Source organism: Synechococcus sp. J7-Johnson, from assembly GCF_024345795.1.
Lineage (GTDB): Bacteria > Cyanobacteriota > Cyanobacteriia > PCC-6307 > Cyanobiaceae > Regnicoccus_A.
Window position 1 is genome coordinate 39,361 of record NZ_JAGQBU010000006.1, and the last position, 16,192, is coordinate 55,552.

16 protein-coding genes are annotated in these 16,192 nt (G+C 67.2%); 8 read left to right on the plus strand and 8 right to left on the minus strand.

Translation table 11 applies throughout. The features are described from left to right. The first annotated feature begins 6 nt into the window (after positions 1-6). Entirely contained in the window at positions 7-1,788 is a 1,782-nt protein-coding gene (locus KBY93_RS04700) for a DNA polymerase III subunit gamma/tau (RefSeq protein WP_255093089.1), read from the plus strand. Positions 1,789-1,799: 11 nt separating this feature from the next. Here KBY93_RS04700 and KBY93_RS04705 read toward each other — a convergent pair whose 3' ends face one another. Both KBY93_RS04705 and KBY93_RS04710 read right to left on the minus strand, forming a co-directional pair. Next, positions 1,800-3,227, minus strand: coding sequence for a glycosyltransferase family 2 protein (locus tag KBY93_RS04705; protein WP_255093090.1), 1,428 nt, complete (start codon positions 3,225-3,227; stop codon positions 1,800-1,802). A gap of 55 nt (positions 3,228-3,282) precedes the next feature. Further along, the gene (locus tag KBY93_RS04710) at positions 3,283-4,842 is read right to left on the minus strand and encodes a SpoIID/LytB domain-containing protein (RefSeq protein ID WP_255093091.1); all 1,560 of its coding nucleotides are present in this window, start codon (positions 4,840-4,842) and stop codon (positions 3,283-3,285) included. Between the two features lie 93 nt (positions 4,843-4,935). On the opposite strand from KBY93_RS04710, the gene rpmI reads away from it, so the two are divergent. The 3 genes from rpmI to KBY93_RS04725 are packed head-to-tail and all read left to right on the plus strand — an operon-like array spanning position 4,936 to position 6,189. Beyond that, positions 4,936-5,136: a 50S ribosomal protein L35 gene (rpmI, locus tag KBY93_RS04715; RefSeq protein WP_094554864.1), complete on the plus strand. Its 201-nt coding sequence runs from the start codon at positions 4,936-4,938 to the stop codon at positions 5,134-5,136. A 54-nt stretch (positions 5,137-5,190) separates the two neighbouring features. Next, on the plus strand, positions 5,191-5,538 hold the full coding sequence (gene rplT, locus KBY93_RS04720) for a 50S ribosomal protein L20 (protein ID WP_255093092.1): 348 nt from the start codon (positions 5,191-5,193) through the stop codon (positions 5,536-5,538). Positions 5,539-5,586: 48 nt separating this feature from the next. After that, a complete protein-coding gene (locus tag KBY93_RS04725; RefSeq protein WP_255093093.1) occupies positions 5,587-6,189 on the plus strand; it encodes a tetratricopeptide repeat protein in 603 nt (200 codons plus the stop codon). A gap of 48 nt (positions 6,190-6,237) precedes the next feature. Here KBY93_RS04725 and KBY93_RS04730 read toward each other — a convergent pair whose 3' ends face one another. Beyond that, positions 6,238-6,810, minus strand: a complete 573-nt coding sequence (locus KBY93_RS04730; protein ID WP_255093094.1) for a hypothetical protein — start codon at positions 6,808-6,810, stop codon at positions 6,238-6,240. A 125-nt stretch (positions 6,811-6,935) separates the two neighbouring features. Between KBY93_RS04730 and KBY93_RS04735 the strand changes: the two genes are divergently transcribed. From KBY93_RS04735 to KBY93_RS04750, 4 genes are all read left to right on the plus strand, one after another. Continuing rightward, a complete protein-coding gene (locus KBY93_RS04735) occupies positions 6,936-7,766 on the plus strand; it encodes a thiazole synthase (protein ID WP_255093095.1) in 831 nt (276 codons plus the stop codon). 69 nt (positions 7,767-7,835) lie between these two features. Then, positions 7,836-8,003 (plus strand): photosystem II assembly protein Psb34, encoded by a 168-nt coding sequence (psb34, locus tag KBY93_RS04740; RefSeq protein ID WP_255093096.1) that lies wholly within the window; start codon positions 7,836-7,838, stop codon positions 8,001-8,003. A gap of 91 nt (positions 8,004-8,094) precedes the next feature. Then, positions 8,095-9,291, plus strand: a complete 1,197-nt coding sequence (locus KBY93_RS04745) for an NAD-dependent epimerase/dehydratase family protein (RefSeq protein WP_255093097.1) — start codon at positions 8,095-8,097, stop codon at positions 9,289-9,291. Positions 9,292-9,327: 36 nt separating this feature from the next. Then, positions 9,328-10,461, plus strand: coding sequence for a glycosyltransferase family 1 protein (locus tag KBY93_RS04750; RefSeq protein ID WP_255093098.1), 1,134 nt, complete (start codon positions 9,328-9,330; stop codon positions 10,459-10,461). On the opposite strand, the gene mrdA is transcribed toward KBY93_RS04750, so the two are convergent. From mrdA to cbiD, 5 genes are all read right to left on the minus strand, one after another. Then, positions 10,446-12,197: a penicillin-binding protein 2 gene (gene mrdA, locus KBY93_RS04755; RefSeq protein ID WP_255093099.1), complete on the minus strand. Its 1,752-nt coding sequence runs from the start codon at positions 12,195-12,197 to the stop codon at positions 10,446-10,448. The two genes, KBY93_RS04750 and mrdA, sit on opposite strands and share 16 nt — an antisense overlap. A 4-nt stretch (positions 12,198-12,201) precedes the next feature. Continuing rightward, positions 12,202-12,591, minus strand: coding sequence for a hypothetical protein (locus KBY93_RS04760; protein WP_255093100.1), 390 nt, complete (start codon positions 12,589-12,591; stop codon positions 12,202-12,204). An 84-nt stretch (positions 12,592-12,675) separates the two neighbouring features. Next, positions 12,676-13,284 carry a hypothetical protein gene (locus KBY93_RS04765; RefSeq protein ID WP_255093101.1) on the minus strand — a complete coding sequence of 203 codons (609 nt, stop codon included), beginning with the start codon at positions 13,282-13,284 and terminating at the stop codon, positions 12,676-12,678. Between the two features lie 88 nt (positions 13,285-13,372). Then, the gene (guaA, locus tag KBY93_RS04770; RefSeq protein WP_255093102.1) at positions 13,373-14,971 is read right to left on the minus strand and encodes a glutamine-hydrolyzing GMP synthase; all 1,599 of its coding nucleotides are present in this window, start codon (positions 14,969-14,971) and stop codon (positions 13,373-13,375) included. Positions 14,972-15,006: 35 nt separating this feature from the next. After that, positions 15,007-16,179 carry a cobalt-precorrin-5B (C(1))-methyltransferase CbiD gene (cbiD, locus tag KBY93_RS04775; protein WP_255093103.1) on the minus strand — a complete coding sequence of 391 codons (1,173 nt, stop codon included), beginning with the start codon at positions 16,177-16,179 and terminating at the stop codon, positions 15,007-15,009. Positions 16,180-16,192: the final 13 nt, after the last annotated feature.

A 16,192-nucleotide genomic window follows, 5' to 3' on the forward strand; every position in this document is an offset into this window, starting at 1 on the left:
GCCTCCATGACCCAGGCCCGTGCCTATCTGCCCCTGCCTCAGAAGTACAGGCCCCAACGCTTCGACCAGTTGGTGGGACAGGAGGCGATCGCCTCCACCCTCACCAGTGCCCTGCTCCAGAACCGGATCGCTCCGGCCTATCTGTTCAGCGGGCCCCGGGGCACAGGCAAGACCTCCAGCGCCCGGATCCTGGCGCGATCGCTCAACTGCCTGACAGCAGCCGGACCCACCCCCGAACCATGCGGCACCTGTGAGCTCTGCCGCTCGATCACCGCCGGCAATGCCCTCGATGTGATCGAAATCGATGCCGCCTCCAACACGGGCGTCGACAACATCCGGGAACTGATCGAGCGCTCCCGCTTCGCTCCGGTGCAGGCCCGCTGGAAGGTCTACGTGATCGATGAGTGCCACATGCTCTCGACCGCCGCCTTCAACGCGCTGCTCAAGACCCTGGAGGAACCACCGCCGCGGGTGGTGTTCGTGCTCGCCACCACTGATCCCCAGCGGGTGCTGCCGACGATCCTCTCCCGCTGCCAGCGCTTCGACTTCCGCCGCATTCCATTGCAGGCCCTGGAGGATCACCTGCGCTTCATCGCCAGCGAGGAGGAGATCGGCATCACCCCCGAGGCCCTGCACGTGGTGGCACTTCGCGCCCAGGGGGGCCTGCGCGATGCCGAAAGCTTGCTTGACCAGCTCAGCCTGCTGAGGGCGCCGATCGAGGCGACGGCGGTGTGGGACCTGCTCGGTGCAGTGCCTGAGCAGGAGCTGCTGGAGCTGGTGACCGCCATGGGAGAGGCCGATCCCCTGGGCATTCTCGAGACCTGCCGGCGCCTGCTCGAGCGGGGGCGGGAGCCCGGAGCCCTGCTGCAGGGTCTGGCCAGCCTGCTGCGGGATCTGGTGCTGGCCGGGGTGGCCCCGGACCGGCTGGAGCTCACAGCGGTCAGCGCCCAGCTGCAGCCGCTGTTGCCCGAGCAGGCCCACCGCATCGGCAAGGCGCGGCTGCTCAGCTGGCAGGCCCAGCTCAAGGGCAGCGAACAGCAGCTGCGCCAGAGCGCCCAACCCAGGCTCTGGCTGGAGGTGCTGCTGCTGGGGCTGCTGGCGGAGCCGGCGTCGACAGGGGGCGGTGGCCAGGGGCAGCCTGTTTCCGCGTCAGCGGCAACCAGCGCGGCAACATCGACGGCGTTGCCTCAGGCGCCGAAGGCAACACCAACACCAACGTCAACGCCAAAGCCAACAACTGCCGAACCACCGCCAGCAGAGCCCCGGTCGGCCCGAGCGCCAGGCCCGGAACACCAGGATCTAGCGGAGCTCTGGCAGCAGATCCTCTCCAGCCTGGAGCTGCCCTCCACCCGCATGCTGCTCTCCCAGCAGGCCTCCCTGCTGCGCCTCGATCAGCAGCGGGCCGTGGTGCGGGTCAGCGGCAAGTGGATCGCCATGGTGCAGAGTCGCCTGCCCCTGCTGGAGTCGGCGCTGCACCAGGCCCTGGGCGCCCCACGCCAGGTGCTGCTGGAAGCCTCCGACCAGCCCGCCAGCCCGACTGCCGTCCCACCAGTGGTGGCCAGGCCCGCTGTGGAAGCTCCGGTAGCACCAGCTTTACTGCCAGGTCCTTCAGTGTCCGCGCCAGCGGCGACTTCCCAGGCGATTGCCACAGCCCAGACACCATCGCCTGGGCCCATCAAGGCAGGGCCAGGCCTATCGGCTGATCGACCTGAACCCCAACCGCTCGATGACCAGGCGCGCCGCCTGGCCGATTTCTTCAACGGCGAGGTGGTGAATCTGGAGGACTGAGGCGGGACTCCTCAGGAGACCTGAGTGGAGGGATCAGGCAGCTGATCAGCCAGGGGGTCAATGGCGAGCGAGAGATCGTCGGCGCTGCTTTCGGTGCCAGCTTCGCTGCCGAGGTGCTGGGTCTTGGCCCAGACCAGGCGCTTGGGCAGCAGGGCCATGCGCAGGGTGACCCAGGGGATGACCACGAACCAGTGCATGAGATAGGCAATCCCGAGCGCGGCCGCCAGGGGATTCATCGCCGGCAGGGCAGGGCCTTCGCTGGGGCGGCGGCAGCCAGCCACGATGGCCGCTCCAGACAGGCCCAGGGCCACGATCGACAAGGGCCAGACCGTGGGGGCGGTGCGGGTGACCAAGGCGGTGAGCAGGTCGACGACCGAGACCATCGGCAGTACGTACTGCAGCAGGAAGAAGTTGGTGAGGTCGAACTTCTGGGCAGGGTTGAGGCGCTCCGAGAGCAGCCCTGGCCAGTAGTCAAAGAAGCGCTGCAGCCCGCCTTCCGCCCAGCGCTGACGTTGGCGCCAGAGGGCTTGAACGGTGAGTACCGCCTCTTCCTCCACAGGGGGATCCCAGAGCACGCCCACGGGCTCACCGGCCAGCAACAGCCGAAAACTGAGGTCGAGGTCATCAGTGACGGTGTCCTCGTTGAACCCGCCGGCCCGGGTGATCGCCTCCCGGCGCAGCAACTGGCCGTTGCCCCGCAATTCCGCCACCCCGCCGCCGGCCAGCCGGCCCTCCTGCACCACCGCATCGAGGGCCATTTCCATCGCCTGGGCGCGGGTGAGCAGGTTGCAGCCAGCATTCACCACAGCTTTGCGGAGCTGCATCGCCGACCAACCGCCCTGCTCCGCCAAGGGGATCAGCCGCTCGAGCAGGTCCTCCTGCAGGCCGGCGTCGGCGTCGAGCACCAACATCCAGCTTCCTTCGAGCTGCTCAAGCACCGCATTGAGGGCCCCCGACTTGCCGCCACCGGCATGGCGTGGCCGCCGCAGCACCCGCAGCATCGGCGTGCTGGCCTCAAGCGCCTTCAGCAGCTCGGGAGTGCGGTCCTCACTGCCGTCGTCGACCACCCAGAGGCGCAGAACCCCATGGCGGTATCTAAGACGGCTGACCCGCTCCACCAGACGGCCGACCACAGCCTGCTCATCGCGGGCCGCCACCACCACATCCACCGCTGGCCAGGGCCCCGGCCAGGAACCGTCGCCGCTGGCGGCCTCGAGGCCGGGCCCGTCGGCTGAGCTCTGCGCCCGGTTGCGGTGCCAGAGCTGTCCGAGCACGTTGCGCACCAAATACGCGCCCAGCAGAAGGGTGAGACTGGCGGCAGGCAGAAGGTTGCGGGGCGGCTCCAGCCAGTGGGGCGCCACCCCGGCCCAACCGCAGAGCACGACAAACAGGGCGGCTTTGCCGCGACGGCCCCTGGGGCTGGAACCGGTGGGTGTCATGGCAACTCCGTCATGGCAACCGCGCCGGCGTGGCTGGTCCGCGTCGAATCGAACTCTAAAGGCCACCACTTAGGGCTTCGAGGGTCACCAGCTCGGTGCCCGGATAGTAGTGCGCCAGGATCCTGTTCTGGCTCCAGCCTCGACCGCCCAGATCGATGGCCCCCTGCTGGGATAGGCCGGCGCCATGGCCGAAGCCACCACCCGTGAAGCTCCAGCGGCCGGGCCCGTCGGACTTGACCACAAACAGGGTGCTCGGCAGTTGACGGAAAGTTCGGCGGATCGCGTCACGGCGCAGCACCCGCTGGCCGCTGCTGCCCACCAGCGAGAGGGCCAGCACCCGGCCGCTGGGACCTCGCTCGAGCACCTTGATCTCCCGGGGCTCTCCGACGCCGCCGGGGCCCTTCTCCAACGACTGGCGGATGCGGGTGTTGTCCAGCTGCCGGGTCCAGCGAAACAGCGGATGGTCGGCTCCATAAGCGGCGCCCCCCTGACGCAGCAGCTGCGGCAAGGAGGCGTCGGGCAGCGGCACCCCGAAGCGCTGGGCAAAGGCGGGCGGCCCATCGGGGCGGGCCTGGAGGTAAGGCAGGGGCGGGCCGCTCCAGACCTCCTCGAATCCGGCCGAGATACCGCCGTTGCTGGCGTGGTACACGGCGTGGATGGGCTGCCCCTGCCAGCTCAGCACCTGCCCGCGGGTGGCCTCCACGGCACGGCGCACGGCGGCACCGGCCTGGCGTGGATCGGCATACACCTGGCACTGGGTGTCGGAGCAGAGGTGATACCCGTCAACGTCGTAGCGATGGCTGTTGCGCAGGGCCCAGGTGCGGGCGAGGACGGCCTGGACCGCAAGGGCCGCCGCTGGGGAGCCGGCACCGATCTCGTGGGGAACCACCCCCAGCAGGTAGCGCTCCAGGGGCACCTGCTCGATCAGGCTCCAGCCGCCATAGGCGTTGGCCTGCAATCGGAACGGTCCCTGGAACACACCCTTGCCCCAGCTCAGGCCCTGGGGAGCCTTCAGGCGCAGGGGGCCCTCCAGCGCCATCACACTGCCGTCGGCCGTCGTGGCCTCCAGCTCCAGACGGGTTGTCTCCTCCCGCGTCCAGGCCCTGGCCTGGAATCCCTCGGGGGCAGCCGTGCGGGCAGGCGCCCAAACCTCCCACTCCGCCGGATGGGCGATCACTGGCTCCACTCCAAGCTGGCGCCAGGCCACGGCCGCCTGATCCGCCGTTTCGAAACTGGGGAAGGGGCCCAGCACGGTGCGCTCCAGCAGCAGGGGCTCCTGCAGGGGCCGCTGCCGCCAACGCAGACTCAGGCTGGAGCCCTGGAGTTTGCGACCACTGGCGTCCTCCAGCTCGAGGCTGCCGGCGGCGGCCTTCAGCAGCAGCGGAGGCGCCTTGGCGGCAGCCACCCCGGGAGCCGGCCCCAGCCGGGCACCCACGGCAACCCAGAGCACCGGCGCGGTGCGCTCAATGGCAGGGCGAGGGGAGGTGGGCCAGTGCAGGGCAGCCGCAGGCATGGCACGGCAGCCCGGGGCCAGCAGCAGGGAGCCTCCGATGCCCATGGCGAAGGGCACCAGACGAGGCAGGGTGCAAGCTGAGAGCGGGGCGGGGAATCGCATCGAAAAACCGTACGACCGAGTGGATGATCCTGGAGGAGTTGGCGGAAGGGACACCTACGTCGTACTTTGGTTGTTTGTGAATGGGCGCCAGACATGCCGAAGCTCAAGACCCGCCGAGCAGCTGCCAAGCGGTTCAAGGTGACCGGCAGTGGCAAGTTCATGCGTCGGCGCGCCTTCCACAACCACCTGCTCGATCACAAGAGCCCCAAGCGCAAGCGCTATCTCGGCACCATGGCGGTCGTCGATGAGCGCGATGCCGACAACGTGAGCCGCATGCTCCCCTACGCAGGCTGAGGCCGGCCGAAAGCCGGCACCATCTGAATTCAACTGTTCAACTGAGAGATTTTCATGGCCCGCGTCAAGAGGGGCAATGTCGCCCGTAAACGCCGCAACAAGGTTCTCCGTTTAGCCCGCGGTTTCCAGGGCAGCAACGGCAGCCTCTTCCGCACCGCGAATCAACGGGTGATGAAGGCCCTGTGCAATGCCTACCGCGACCGTCGTCGCCGCAAGCGCGATTTCCGTCGTCTCTGGATTGCCCGGATCAACGCCGCCGCCCGCCTCAACGGCCTGAGCTACAGCCGCCTGATCGGAGGTCTCAAGCGCTCCGATGTGCAGCTGAACCGCAAGATGCTTGCCCAGCTCGCCCTGGCTGATCCAGCCAGCTTCAGTGACGTGGTGGGCGCCGCCCGCGCCTGATCCCAGCCCCCGCACCAACTCCGCCCATAGCCCACACCCGCAGGCCCGATGGACCTTCTCCTTCCACAGGCCTATCTGATCGGCCTGATCGTTCTGCTTGGTGGGGCCGCCGTGGTGATCGGTCTGCAGGTCTGGCGTGTGCGGGCTGATGAAGTTCGTCTGGCCAAGCTGGAGATCCAGGTCAAGGAAGACTCAAAGGATTCCGCCACGCTTTACGAGCTGGCCTCGGTGCAGCTGCGCAAACGGCTCTACGACCAGGCGGTAGACACGCTCAAACTGGCTTTGAAGCGCTCGGATGGCGAACCGGGCGAAGCGAAAGCTCTCATCCAGAACGCTCTTGGCTTTGCCCTTGCCGCCCAGGGCAACCATGCCGCGGCCATTCGTCACTACAAATCGGCCCTGCAGGCCAAAGCCGATTACCCCGTGGCCCTGAACAACCTGGGCTATGCCCTTGAGCGTCAGTCATTACCCGTCGAGGCCCGCCAGGCCTACAGCCAGGCCCTCGCCCTCGATCCCAGTAACAAGACCACCAGCAAGCGCCTGAAGCTGCTCGACCGTCGTTTCCCTGCCGATCCGGCTGAACATGTTGGCCCTGCCAAGGGGATGGGTCCAAAGGCCGGGTCCACGAACTCTGGAAACAAACCCGGCTGAGGCTCTTAAGGCTCTCCTTAGAACGCTTCTGAGGCGATCAGCCTCTGGTCACCACAATCCTCGAACAGGAGCTCCCCCGGAAGGATTGGGTGCAGATGGGGCTGCCGTCTGAGCCACCGGGCGCAGATCAAAGCGACCGCCTGGATTGGTCAGCCGCGGCGCGACCCAGCCCGCCAGCTCAAGCCCCTGCACACCGCTGATCTCCCCACCCGATTCCATGCCGCCGACCTCGCAGTCGCAGAGCATGAGCAGATCGAGCTGATCCGATTTGGCGTTGAGGTTGCCCTGCACCGCCACGGTGGTCTCTCCCAACTGCATTTCACCGCGCAGGTCGACCATCTGGCCCATGGGAGTGGCCTCCGCCAGGCGCAGCTGCACCGGCAGGGGCTCGCCGCCAGCGAAGGAGCGGTAGACGCCCGACCACACCCTGGGCAGGTCGCGGGCCAGATCGATGGCCCTTCCCTTGGGATCGAAGGTTTCCACGGGCCCGAGCTCGGCCTCGAACACCTGCACCGCTGCAGAGGGCGGGGCGCCGAACGGCACGACACTTCCCACAGGCAGGGGATTCATGGCCAGCTGGGGGTCGGCGGCAGCCAGCAACAGCGGCAGAAGCAGCGACATCGAAATGGTTCAGGGCACGTGAGCGCAGGCTAAGGGCGGAGACGCCATCAGGCGGTGCAAAACAGCCGCCGGGGCCACCGTTCGCGGTAGTTTCGCGGCATGGCCTGGGCTTCGAGGACATCCCGATGGACAGCGACAGCCTGGTGATAGCGGGACGGCCTTTCCGCAGCCGCCTGATGACCGGTACCGGCAAGTATCCGAGCCTGGCGGCGATGAAAGCCAGCCTTGCGGCCAGCTCCTGTGAGATCGTCACCGTGGCGGTGCGCCGGGTGCAGTCGCTGGCCGCTGGGCATGAGGGCCTGATCGAGGCGATCGACTGGAGCCGCCACTGGATGCTCCCCAACACCGCCGGATGCGCCACCGCCGAGGAAGCGGTGCGGGTGGCGCGGCTCGGACGGGAGCTGGCGCGCCTGGCCGGCCAGGAGGACAACAACTTTGTGAAGCTGGAGGTGATTCCAGACAGCCGGCACCTGCTGCCGGATCCGATCGGCACCCTCCAGGCCGCTGAAGCCTTGGTGCGGGAGGGCTTCGTGGTGCTCCCCTATATCAACGCCGATCCGATGCTGGCGCGGCGGTTGGAGGAGGCCGGTTGCGCCACGGTGATGCCGCTGGGCTCCCCGATCGGCTCTGGCCAGGGGATCCGCAACGCCGCCAACATCGCCCTGATCATCGAGAGCGCCAGGGTTCCTGTGGTGGTGGACGCCGGCATCGGTGTTCCCAGCGAGGCGGCCCAGGCGATGGAGATGGGGGCGGACGCCCTGCTGATCAACAGCGCCATCGCGATGGCAGGCGATCCGGCGGCCATGGCCCGAGCCATGGCAATGGCCACTGAGGCGGGACGCAGCGCTTTCCTGGCCGGACGGCTGCCGATGCGCTCCGAGGCCAGCGCCAGCTCACCGCAGCAGGGAATGGTCGGCTCCCTGGTCGGCACATCCGCTCAGGCCCAGGTCCCGTAACAGTCCTTCTCAGGGCTGGGCCAAGCCGAACTGCGCTGGGTAACTTGCGGCTTCCCCTGCACCCCAGCCATGTCGGTCACCGAGGAAGACGGCGGCAAACTCAATGCCTTCGCCAGGGAGCCCCGCATGGAGGTGATCGAGGCAGGGACAGGGCGCAGCCGCTCGACCATCCTGCTGCTGCTGGGGGGCGTGATGCTGGTGCTGCTGATGCTGGCGGTGGCGGCGGCGATCAGCTGAGCGCCTGGATCCTGGCTGTCTGCCGGGGGGGTCGGAACGCCTGTAGTAGCTTGCCCCCAGGAGCATCGGCTCGTTCAGCAGGAGTTCAGACGTGAAGGTTCTCGTTCTCGGCGGCGACGGCTTCTGCGGCTGGCCTTGCTGCGTGAACATGGCCCAGGCCGGCCACGACGTAGTCATGGTCGACAACCTCAGCCGGCGCAAGATCGACGTGGATCTGGGGGTGGAATCGCTTACCCCGATCGCCACGGTGCACGACCGCCTGCGGGCATGGGAAGACATGGGCGGCCGTGCCATCCGCTTCGTGCACCTCGACATCGCCCAGGATTACCACCTGCTGCTGGAGCTGCTGCGCAGCGAGCGCCCGGAGGCCGTGGTGCATTTCGCCGAGCAGAGGGCAGCGCCCTACTCGATGAAGTCGAGCACCACCAAGCGCTACACGGTCGACAACAACGTCAACGGCACCCATAACCTGCTCTGCGCCATCGTTGAAAGTGGCCTCGACATCCACATCGTGCACCTGGGCACCATGGGTGTGTATGGCTATGGCTCCCATCGGGGCGCCACGATTCCCGAGGGCTACCTCACGGTGGAAGTGCCACAGGCCGACGGCAGCCGCTTCCGAGAGAAGATCCTGCACCCTACGGATCCTGGCAGCGTCTACCACATGACCAAGACGCTGGATCAGCTGCTCTTTTACTACTACAACAAGAACGACGGCATCCGTGTCACCGACCTGCACCAGGGCATTGTCTGGGGCACCAACACCGATCTCACCGACCGGGACCCCCGCCTGGTGAACCGCTTCGACTACGACGGCGATTACGGCACGGTGCTCAACCGCTTCCTGATGCAGGCCGCGATCGGCTATCCCCTCACCGTGCACGGCACGGGCGGCCAGACCCGCGCCTTCATCCACATCCGTGATTCGGTCAAGTGCGTGGAGCTGGCGATCGACCACCCCCCCATCTCCGGGGAAAAGGTGCGCATCTACAACCAGATGACCGAAAGCCACAAGGTCAAGGATCTGGCCGAGAAGGTGGCGGCCGTCACCGGTGCCCAGGTGAGCCACCTGCCCAACCCGCGCAAGGAGGCGATCGAGAATGATCTGATCGTCGACAACCGCTGCCTGATTGAGCTTGGCCTCAAGCCAACCACCCTCGAAGACGGCCTGCTCAGCGAAGTGGTCGACGTGGCCAGGCGCTGGGCCGACCGCTGCGACCGCTCCCGCATCCCCTGCGTGTCCTCCTGGACCACCACCCAGGCGGCGGCCCTCAAGGCCGTCGTCTGAGCTGATGGCCAGGACCATGCCCCTACGGCAGCGCCCGTGAAGATCGCACTGTTCACCGAAACCTTCCTCCCCAAGGTCGACGGCATCGTCACGCGTCTCACCAAGACCGTGGAACACCTGGTGCGCGCCGGGGATGAGGTGCTGCTGTTCTGCCCGGAGGGTGCCCCCTCTCTGTTTATGGGAGCCCGGGTGATCGGCGTACCGGCCCTGCCCCTGCCGCTCTACCCGGAGCTGAAACTCGCCCTGCCCCGTCCGGCCGTGGCCGAGGCCCTGGAGGCCTTCCAGCCGGATGTGGTGCACGTGGTCAACCCGGCGGTGCTGGGCCTGGGAGGCATCTGGATGGCGCGAACCCGCCAGATCCCCCTGGTCGCCAGCTATCACACCCACCTGCCCAAGTACCTCGAGCACTACGGCATGGGCGTGTTCGAGCCCTTGCTCTGGGAGCTGCTCAAGGCCGCCCACAACCAGGCGGTGCTCAATCTCTGTACCTCCTCGGTGATGGTGGAGGAGCTGAGCCAGCGGGGCATCCAGCACACCGCCCTCTGGCAGCGGGGCGTCGACACCGAGATGTTCCGGCCTGAGCTGCGCTCGGTCGCCATGCGGCGGCGCCTGATGGGCCGCCACCCCGAGAGCGACAGCCTGCTGCTCTACGTGGGTCGGCTTTCGGCCGAGAAGCAGATCGAGCGGATCCGGCCCGTGCTCGACGCCCTGCCCCAGGCCAGGCTGGCTCTGGTGGGAGACGGCCCGCACCGCGCCCAGCTGGAGAAGGTGTTCGAGGGGACCGCCACCACTTTCGTGGGCTATCTGGGCGGCGAGGAGCTGGCCGGCGCCTATGCCAGTGCCGATGCGTTCCTGTTCCCCTCCAGCACCGAAACCCTGGGGCTGGTGCTGCTGGAGGCGATGGCGGCGGGCTGCCCCGTGGTGGGCGCCAATCGGGGCGGCATCCCCGACATTGTCACCGATGGGGTCAACGGCTGCCTGTACGACCCCGACGACGACGCCTCGCTCACTGCCGCCACCATGCGGCTGCTGGCCAGTCCCGAGCGGCGTGAGCAGCTGCGGCAGGCGGCCCGCCATGAAGCCGAGCGTTGGGGCTGGGCCGGAGCCACCGCCCAGCTGCGCAGCTTCTATCGCGATGTGGCCGGTGCCAACCTTCAGCTGGCGGCCTGAGCAGGCTTGAACCAGGTGGCCAGCAGGGCCTTCACCATCGGCACGGCGATGGTGCCGCCGTAGCCGCCACTGTTCTCGCCGAAGGCAATGATCACCAGATCGGGCTTGCCAGCCGGGGCATAGCCGCCGAACCAGGCGTGATCCGGCCGCGGCGGGTCTTCGGCGGTGCCGGTCTTGCCGGCCACCGCTGGCAGCCTGGGATCGTTGAGCATGGTGGCCGTGCCGTTGGTGACCACCTCGCGCAGACCCTGGCGCAGCACCTGGAGGGTGGTGGGCTTGAGGCCGATCCAGGTCCGGGGGGTGTCCCGCTCCACCAGGTGGGGAGTGACCAGCCAGCCGCCATTGGCCACGGCCGCGTAAAGGCGGGCCATCTGCAGCGGCGTCACCGAAACCGCCCCCTGACCGATCGACGAGGTGATCGTGTCGACCGAGGTCCAGGGCTCCCCCAGCACCTCCTTCTTCCAGGCCTTGTCCCCCAGCAGCCCAGGACTCTCCTCAGCCCGCAGCTCAATACCGGTGTAGCTGCCGTAGCCAAGGCGGCGCGCCGCCTTGAACAGCTCCTCCGATCCCACCTTCAGGCCCAACCTGTAGAAGAAGCTGTTGCTGCTCACCGCCAGGGCGAAGGGAAAACCGATGCTGCCGAAGCTGCCGTGGTCGGCATAGCACTGGCCGTCGTAGCAGAAGGACCCGGAGGTGGGAATGGTGGAGGTGGGGCCATAACGGCCTGATTCGAGACCCGCGATCGCGCTGATCAGCTTGAAGGTGCTGGCGGGGGGAAAGGCCCGCATCGCCCGGTTGAGCATGGGCGCCTGCGGGCGGTTCAGTTCATTCCACTGGGCAGTGGTGGGGCCTGTGGAGAAGATGTTGGGATCGAAGTTGGGGCGGCTCGCCATGGCGCGGATGGCGCCGGTGCGGGGATCCATGGCCACGATCGCCCCTTTGGCCACACCATCGAGGGCCTTCTCGGCGGTGCGCTGCAACTCCAGATCCAGGGTCAGACGCAGGTCCTTGCCAGCGCGGGCCTGCTTGTCGCCCAGCACCCGCTGAACCTGCCCTGCGGCATTCACCTCCAGTTGCTGGCCGCCCCACTCGCCCCGCAGGTGGGATTCATAGACCTGCTCAAGCCCGGTGCGCCCGATGCGGTCCTGAACCCGATACCCCTTGTCGGCCAGGCGGGCGAATTCCTCCTCGGTGATGCCACTGGTGTAGCCGAGCACGTGGGCGGCCAGGGGGCCACCGGGGTACGAGCGCAGGTAGTCGACATCCACCTCGGCGCCATCGAGATTGGCCGCCTGCTCCCGAAAGCGCAACACCTGAACGCTGCTCAGGGAACTGGCCAGCTCGATCCGATAGCCATCACCCTGGAGCCCCTCCTTGTAGTTCTGCTCAAGCTGATTCACCGGCAGCGCCAGCAGCGTCGCCAGCTTCTCGCGCAGGGCCGGCCAGCGTTCCTTCGGCACCAGCCGAGGCTGCAGATAGAGGTTGTAGGTGAGGCGGCTGGTGGCCAGCACCTCCCCATGGCGATCGAGCAGGCGGCCGCGTACGGGGTGACGGGGCACGAGGCGGATGCGGTTCTGGTCAGCCCGCAGGCGGTTTTCAGCACCCTGGGCCAACTGCAGCCAGGCCAGGCGGGCCCCCATCGCCGAGGCCGCCAGCAGCACAACCGCCAGCAACCAGGCCGGCTGATGGCTCATCCCCGACTGCCGATGTGAACCGGGCTGGAATCCAGTGGCCATCGCCTCAGGCCCCGAGGCGACGCTCGAGTTCCTCCAGGCAACCGGAGATGCGCGCCAGGGTCTCCTGCAAAGCCCGCCGCTCCTCAGGCCCGCCTGGTGATGGGGGTGGCGGGACGCTCAGATCAGTGGGGGAGTCGGCCGGCACGTCGCGCACCTCCACCTTCACCACGGGGTTGCCCAGCCCTGGTTGCACCTGGTCGAGACTCGCGCGCACGGCCTTGGCGGCCGCATCCCCCTCCTGACGCAGCTGTGCCAGAGGATCATCCGTGGCGGTGAAAGCCTCAACCACCTGGCGAGGTCCACCCCGGCGAGCCCGGTCGACCACAGCGATGCCCACCGGAAGCAGGTCTTCCATCAGGGTGAGCCGCAGGGCATCAAAGGGATCGGCAGCCATGACCAGGACTCCTGAAGCAAACGCCGCTGGCAAGCACCATCGGACCGTTGTCACAGTCTGACTCCCAGGAGAGCGTCAGCGGGTTCAGGGGGTGCGCTGGATCCCGGGCTCGAGAATCACCGCCCGGCAGAACTCGCGCGATCCCAACCACCATCCAACGACAACGGCCAGAGCGACGGCGGCGGTGAACGGCAGCAGGGCCTGGCGCGTCATATCAAGACTGAACCACTCGCCCCAGCCGCGCAGGGCACGCTCACGATCAAACCGACGCCGTTCCCTCTGCTCCAGCTTCTTGCGACGCTGCAGCGATTTCTCAACCCAGCGCTCAAAGGCCCGCTTCTTGGTGACCGCCATCTTGCGCTCCACCTCCAGCAGATGTCCGGCGCTGAGATCGGGGTGGAAGGTGCTGATCAGCTCCAGGCTCTTGATGAACATCTCCACGGCGCCATCCTTGATCTGGCATTCACCGTCACTGAGTTCCTCCCAGTGCAATTCCGGATAGAAACGGCCACGGTTGGCCAGAATCTGCTCCTCCGGCAGCTGACCGGGTTCCCGCAGCCAACGGTCGGTGTTGGCATCGAAGCGACGCCAGTAGAGAAAGGGATTGAGGTAGATGGTTTTTCCACCCAGCAGGATGCTGTCCTGCTGCAGGCGGCGCTGCACCTGGGGATCCTGCTGGGTGACGGCGATCAAGGGAAACAGGCTGGGAGCCGATGGTATCGAACGCCGACCGCAGAGGCCAGCGCCCGGCCAACACTCAAACTGCTGCCCAAGGTCAGGCCTATTCCCACTCGATCGTGCCGGGGGGCTTACTGGTGATGTCGAGCACGACGCGGTTCACCCCCTTCACTTCATTGACGATCCGGTTGGAGATCCGCTCCAGCAGGTCGTAGGGCAGGCGGGACCAGTCGGCGGTCATGCCGTCTTCGCTGGAGACGCACCGCAGCACGATCGGATAGGCATAGGTGCGCTTGTCGCCCATCACGCCGACGCTGCGCACCGGCAGCAGCACCGCAAAGGCCTGCCAGATCTCGTGATAGAGCCCAGCCGCCTGCACTTCCTCCCGCACCACCAGATCGGCATCGCGCAGGATGTTGAGCTTCTCGGCACTGACCTCCCCGAGAATGCGGATCGCCAGGCCTGGCCCGGGGAAAGGATGGCGGCGCACAATCTCTTCGGGCAGGCCGAGGCTGCGGCCCACCTTGCGCACCTCGTCCTTGAACAGGCGCCGCAGGGGCTCCACCAGCTTGAACTGCAGATCCTTGGGCAGCCCGCCCACGTTGTGGTGGCTCTTGATCTTCACGGCCACCCGCTCGCCGGTCCTGGGGTCGACATTGGTGCCGGCTGATTCGATCACATCGGGGTAGAGAGTGCCCTGGGCGAGATAATCGAAGGGTCCAAGTCGCTTGCTTTCCTCCTCGAACACACGAATGAATTCAGCGCCGATAATCTTGCGCTTCTGCTCCGGATCGGTGATGCCGTCGAGTTTGGCAAGGAAGCGATCACGGGCGTTTATGTATTCAACGCGAATGTGAAACTGGGTGTCGAAGAACTCTGTGAGGAACTCCGGCTCCCCCTTGCGCATGAATCCCTGGTCGATGAACATGCAGGTGAGCTGATCTCCAATGGCCCGGTGCAAAAGGAAGGCCAGCGTGGAGGAATCGACCCCGCCGGAAAGCGCCAGCAGCACCCGCCTGTCCCCCACCCGCTCCCGCACATCTGCAAGTGCTTCATCGATAAAGGCTGCCGTGGTCCAATCAGGCTCACAGCCGCAGATGTGATAAACGAAATTGCGAATCATGGCCATTCCGCCGCGGGAATGCACCACTTCAGGGTGGAACTGCACCCCGTACAGACGCCGCTGGTGATCAGCCACCGCAGCTTCCGGCGTGTTGTCGGTATGAGCCAGGCGACTGAAGCCAGGCGGCAGGGCCTGCACCGAATCCCCGTGGCTCATCCACATCGTCGAGCCCTGCTCCACGTTGGTGAGCAGATCGATCGGGTCATCCACGTAGAGGGGCGCCTTGCCGTACTCGCCCCGGCCGGCAGCCTCCACCTGGCCGCCGAGCTGCTGCACCATCAGCTGCATGCCATAGCAAACCCCCAGCACAGGGATCCCCAGGCTCCAGATGGCGGGATCGCACAGGGGCGCCCCCTCGTCGTACACCGAGCTGGGTCCGCCGCTGAGGATGATTCCCTTCGGGTCAAGGCGCCTGATCTCTTCCACGCTGGTTGCATAACCCAGCACCAGGGAATACACCTCGGTTTCCCGCACCCGACGGGCAATCAACTCGGAATACTGGGAGCCGAAATCGAGTATGACGATCGCCGGCAGGCGTGAGCTCTCAGGCTGCTCGGTCGAGGGGGACGGGTGGGACATAACGACCGAATAACGGCCTGCCAGGCCTTTTGGGCTCACCCTAGGTCGTGCCGGAAAGCCTCCAGCAGCTCCGCTCCGCAGGGGCCCGCCACCCGCAGCTGCCGTTGCCGATCGAAGAGCGCCGCTCCGATCCTGGTGGGGAAACGGCCGTAGCGGGCAAGGTAGGCCTGGCTGCGGGTCTCGATCGCCAGGGCCAGCCGCGCCTCGATCCGGGCCGCCAGCGGCCCATCGAGCTCCTGCAATCGCGCCAGAGCGGCCTCCACCGTGGGCGCCGCGAACAGCCGCTCCAGCTCAGGGCCGCCCATCCCCTCAAGGGCCGCCAGGGCCGTGAGCACTTCGGCACGACCATCGGCCAGGTGGTGGTGGGTGTGGAAGATCCCGCCCGCCAGCTTGATCAGCTTGCCGTGATAGCCGAAGAGCAGCAGCCGCTCGACACCGGCTTCAGCCGCCGCCACGATCAATGGCCCCAGCCAGTTGCCGGCCTTGAGCAACAGGCCAGCAGGCAGGCCGAGTCGCGGCGCCAGATCAAGCCCATTTTCGCCGATCACCAGCACGAGATCGCCGGGGTGGGGCGAGTGCGGCCACTGGCGCAAGGTCTCCAGGCACTCATCGAGCCGATCAGGGGCGGCGCTTCGCTGAACCACGGCCTGGGTGCCGATCAGGGCAAGACCGTCCACCACCCCGAAGGCTTCGTTGCTGGTGCGACCTGCCAGCTCCCGGCCCCGGGGGAAGACCAGCTGGAGCCGCAGGCCGCGGCAGGCTGGCACCAGGGGCAGAAGGTTGACCTCCAGCAGCCGACGGGCATAGGCGGAGAGGCACAGGTCCCGGCTGCCGGCCCGCACCCCCAGCCCCTCCCCCGCATCCAGGAGCAATCGCTGGGATGGCTCTGCATCCTGCGCCGGATCCCACCAGCTCGCCTGCACCCACACCAACAAGCCCCGGGTGAGATCCAGGCCATCGCCCGGATCGCAACGGGCCATGCCCAGGGCCTGGCCATGGCCGAGGGCAGCGGCAGCCTCCACCTGCACCAGCTCGACGCCGGGCGGCTCCAGCAACTCCAGCGGCTGGGCCTCTACGGAGCCCTTGAGCGCAGCATCAGGGAGGGCAAGGCCCTCAGCCTCGAGCAGCGTCTCCAGAGCCGCGCGGGCGGCGGCCGCCACCCAGACCGGCAGGGTGAAGGGCGTCACGTTGGTAATCGGCAGGGGCATGGCTGCGGTGTTG

Excerpts from the sequence above, each read along its gene's own strand:
- rpmI (WP_094554864.1), top strand. The coding sequence starts at position 4,936 with ATGCCGAAGCTCAAGACCCGCCGAGCAGCTGCCAAGCGGTTCAAGGTG.
- KBY93_RS04730 (WP_255093094.1), bottom strand. The coding sequence starts at position 6,810 with ATGTCGCTGCTTCTGCCGCTGTTGCTGGCTGCCGCCGACCCCCAGCTG.
- rplT (WP_255093092.1), top strand. The coding sequence starts at position 5,191 with ATGGCCCGCGTCAAGAGGGGCAATGTCGCCCGTAAACGCCGCAACAAG.
- KBY93_RS04735 (WP_255093095.1), top strand. The coding sequence starts at position 6,936 with ATGGACAGCGACAGCCTGGTGATAGCGGGACGGCCTTTCCGCAGCCGC.
- KBY93_RS04700 (WP_255093089.1), top strand. The coding sequence starts at position 7 with ATGACCCAGGCCCGTGCCTATCTGCCCCTGCCTCAGAAGTACAGGCCC.
- KBY93_RS04725 (WP_255093093.1), top strand. The coding sequence starts at position 5,587 with ATGGACCTTCTCCTTCCACAGGCCTATCTGATCGGCCTGATCGTTCTG.
- psb34 (WP_255093096.1), top strand. The coding sequence starts at position 7,836 with ATGTCGGTCACCGAGGAAGACGGCGGCAAACTCAATGCCTTCGCCAGG.
- KBY93_RS04705 (WP_255093090.1), bottom strand. The coding sequence starts at position 3,227 with ATGACACCCACCGGTTCCAGCCCCAGGGGCCGTCGCGGCAAAGCCGCC.
- KBY93_RS04760 (WP_255093100.1), bottom strand. The coding sequence starts at position 12,591 with ATGGCTGCCGATCCCTTTGATGCCCTGCGGCTCACCCTGATGGAAGAC.
- KBY93_RS04710 (WP_255093091.1), bottom strand. The coding sequence starts at position 4,842 with ATGCGATTCCCCGCCCCGCTCTCAGCTTGCACCCTGCCTCGTCTGGTG.
- mrdA (WP_255093099.1), bottom strand. The coding sequence starts at position 12,197 with ATGGCCACTGGATTCCAGCCCGGTTCACATCGGCAGTCGGGGATGAGC.
- guaA (WP_255093102.1), bottom strand. The coding sequence starts at position 14,971 with ATGTCCCACCCGTCCCCCTCGACCGAGCAGCCTGAGAGCTCACGCCTG.
- cbiD (WP_255093103.1), bottom strand. The coding sequence starts at position 16,179 with ATGCCCCTGCCGATTACCAACGTGACGCCCTTCACCCTGCCGGTCTGG.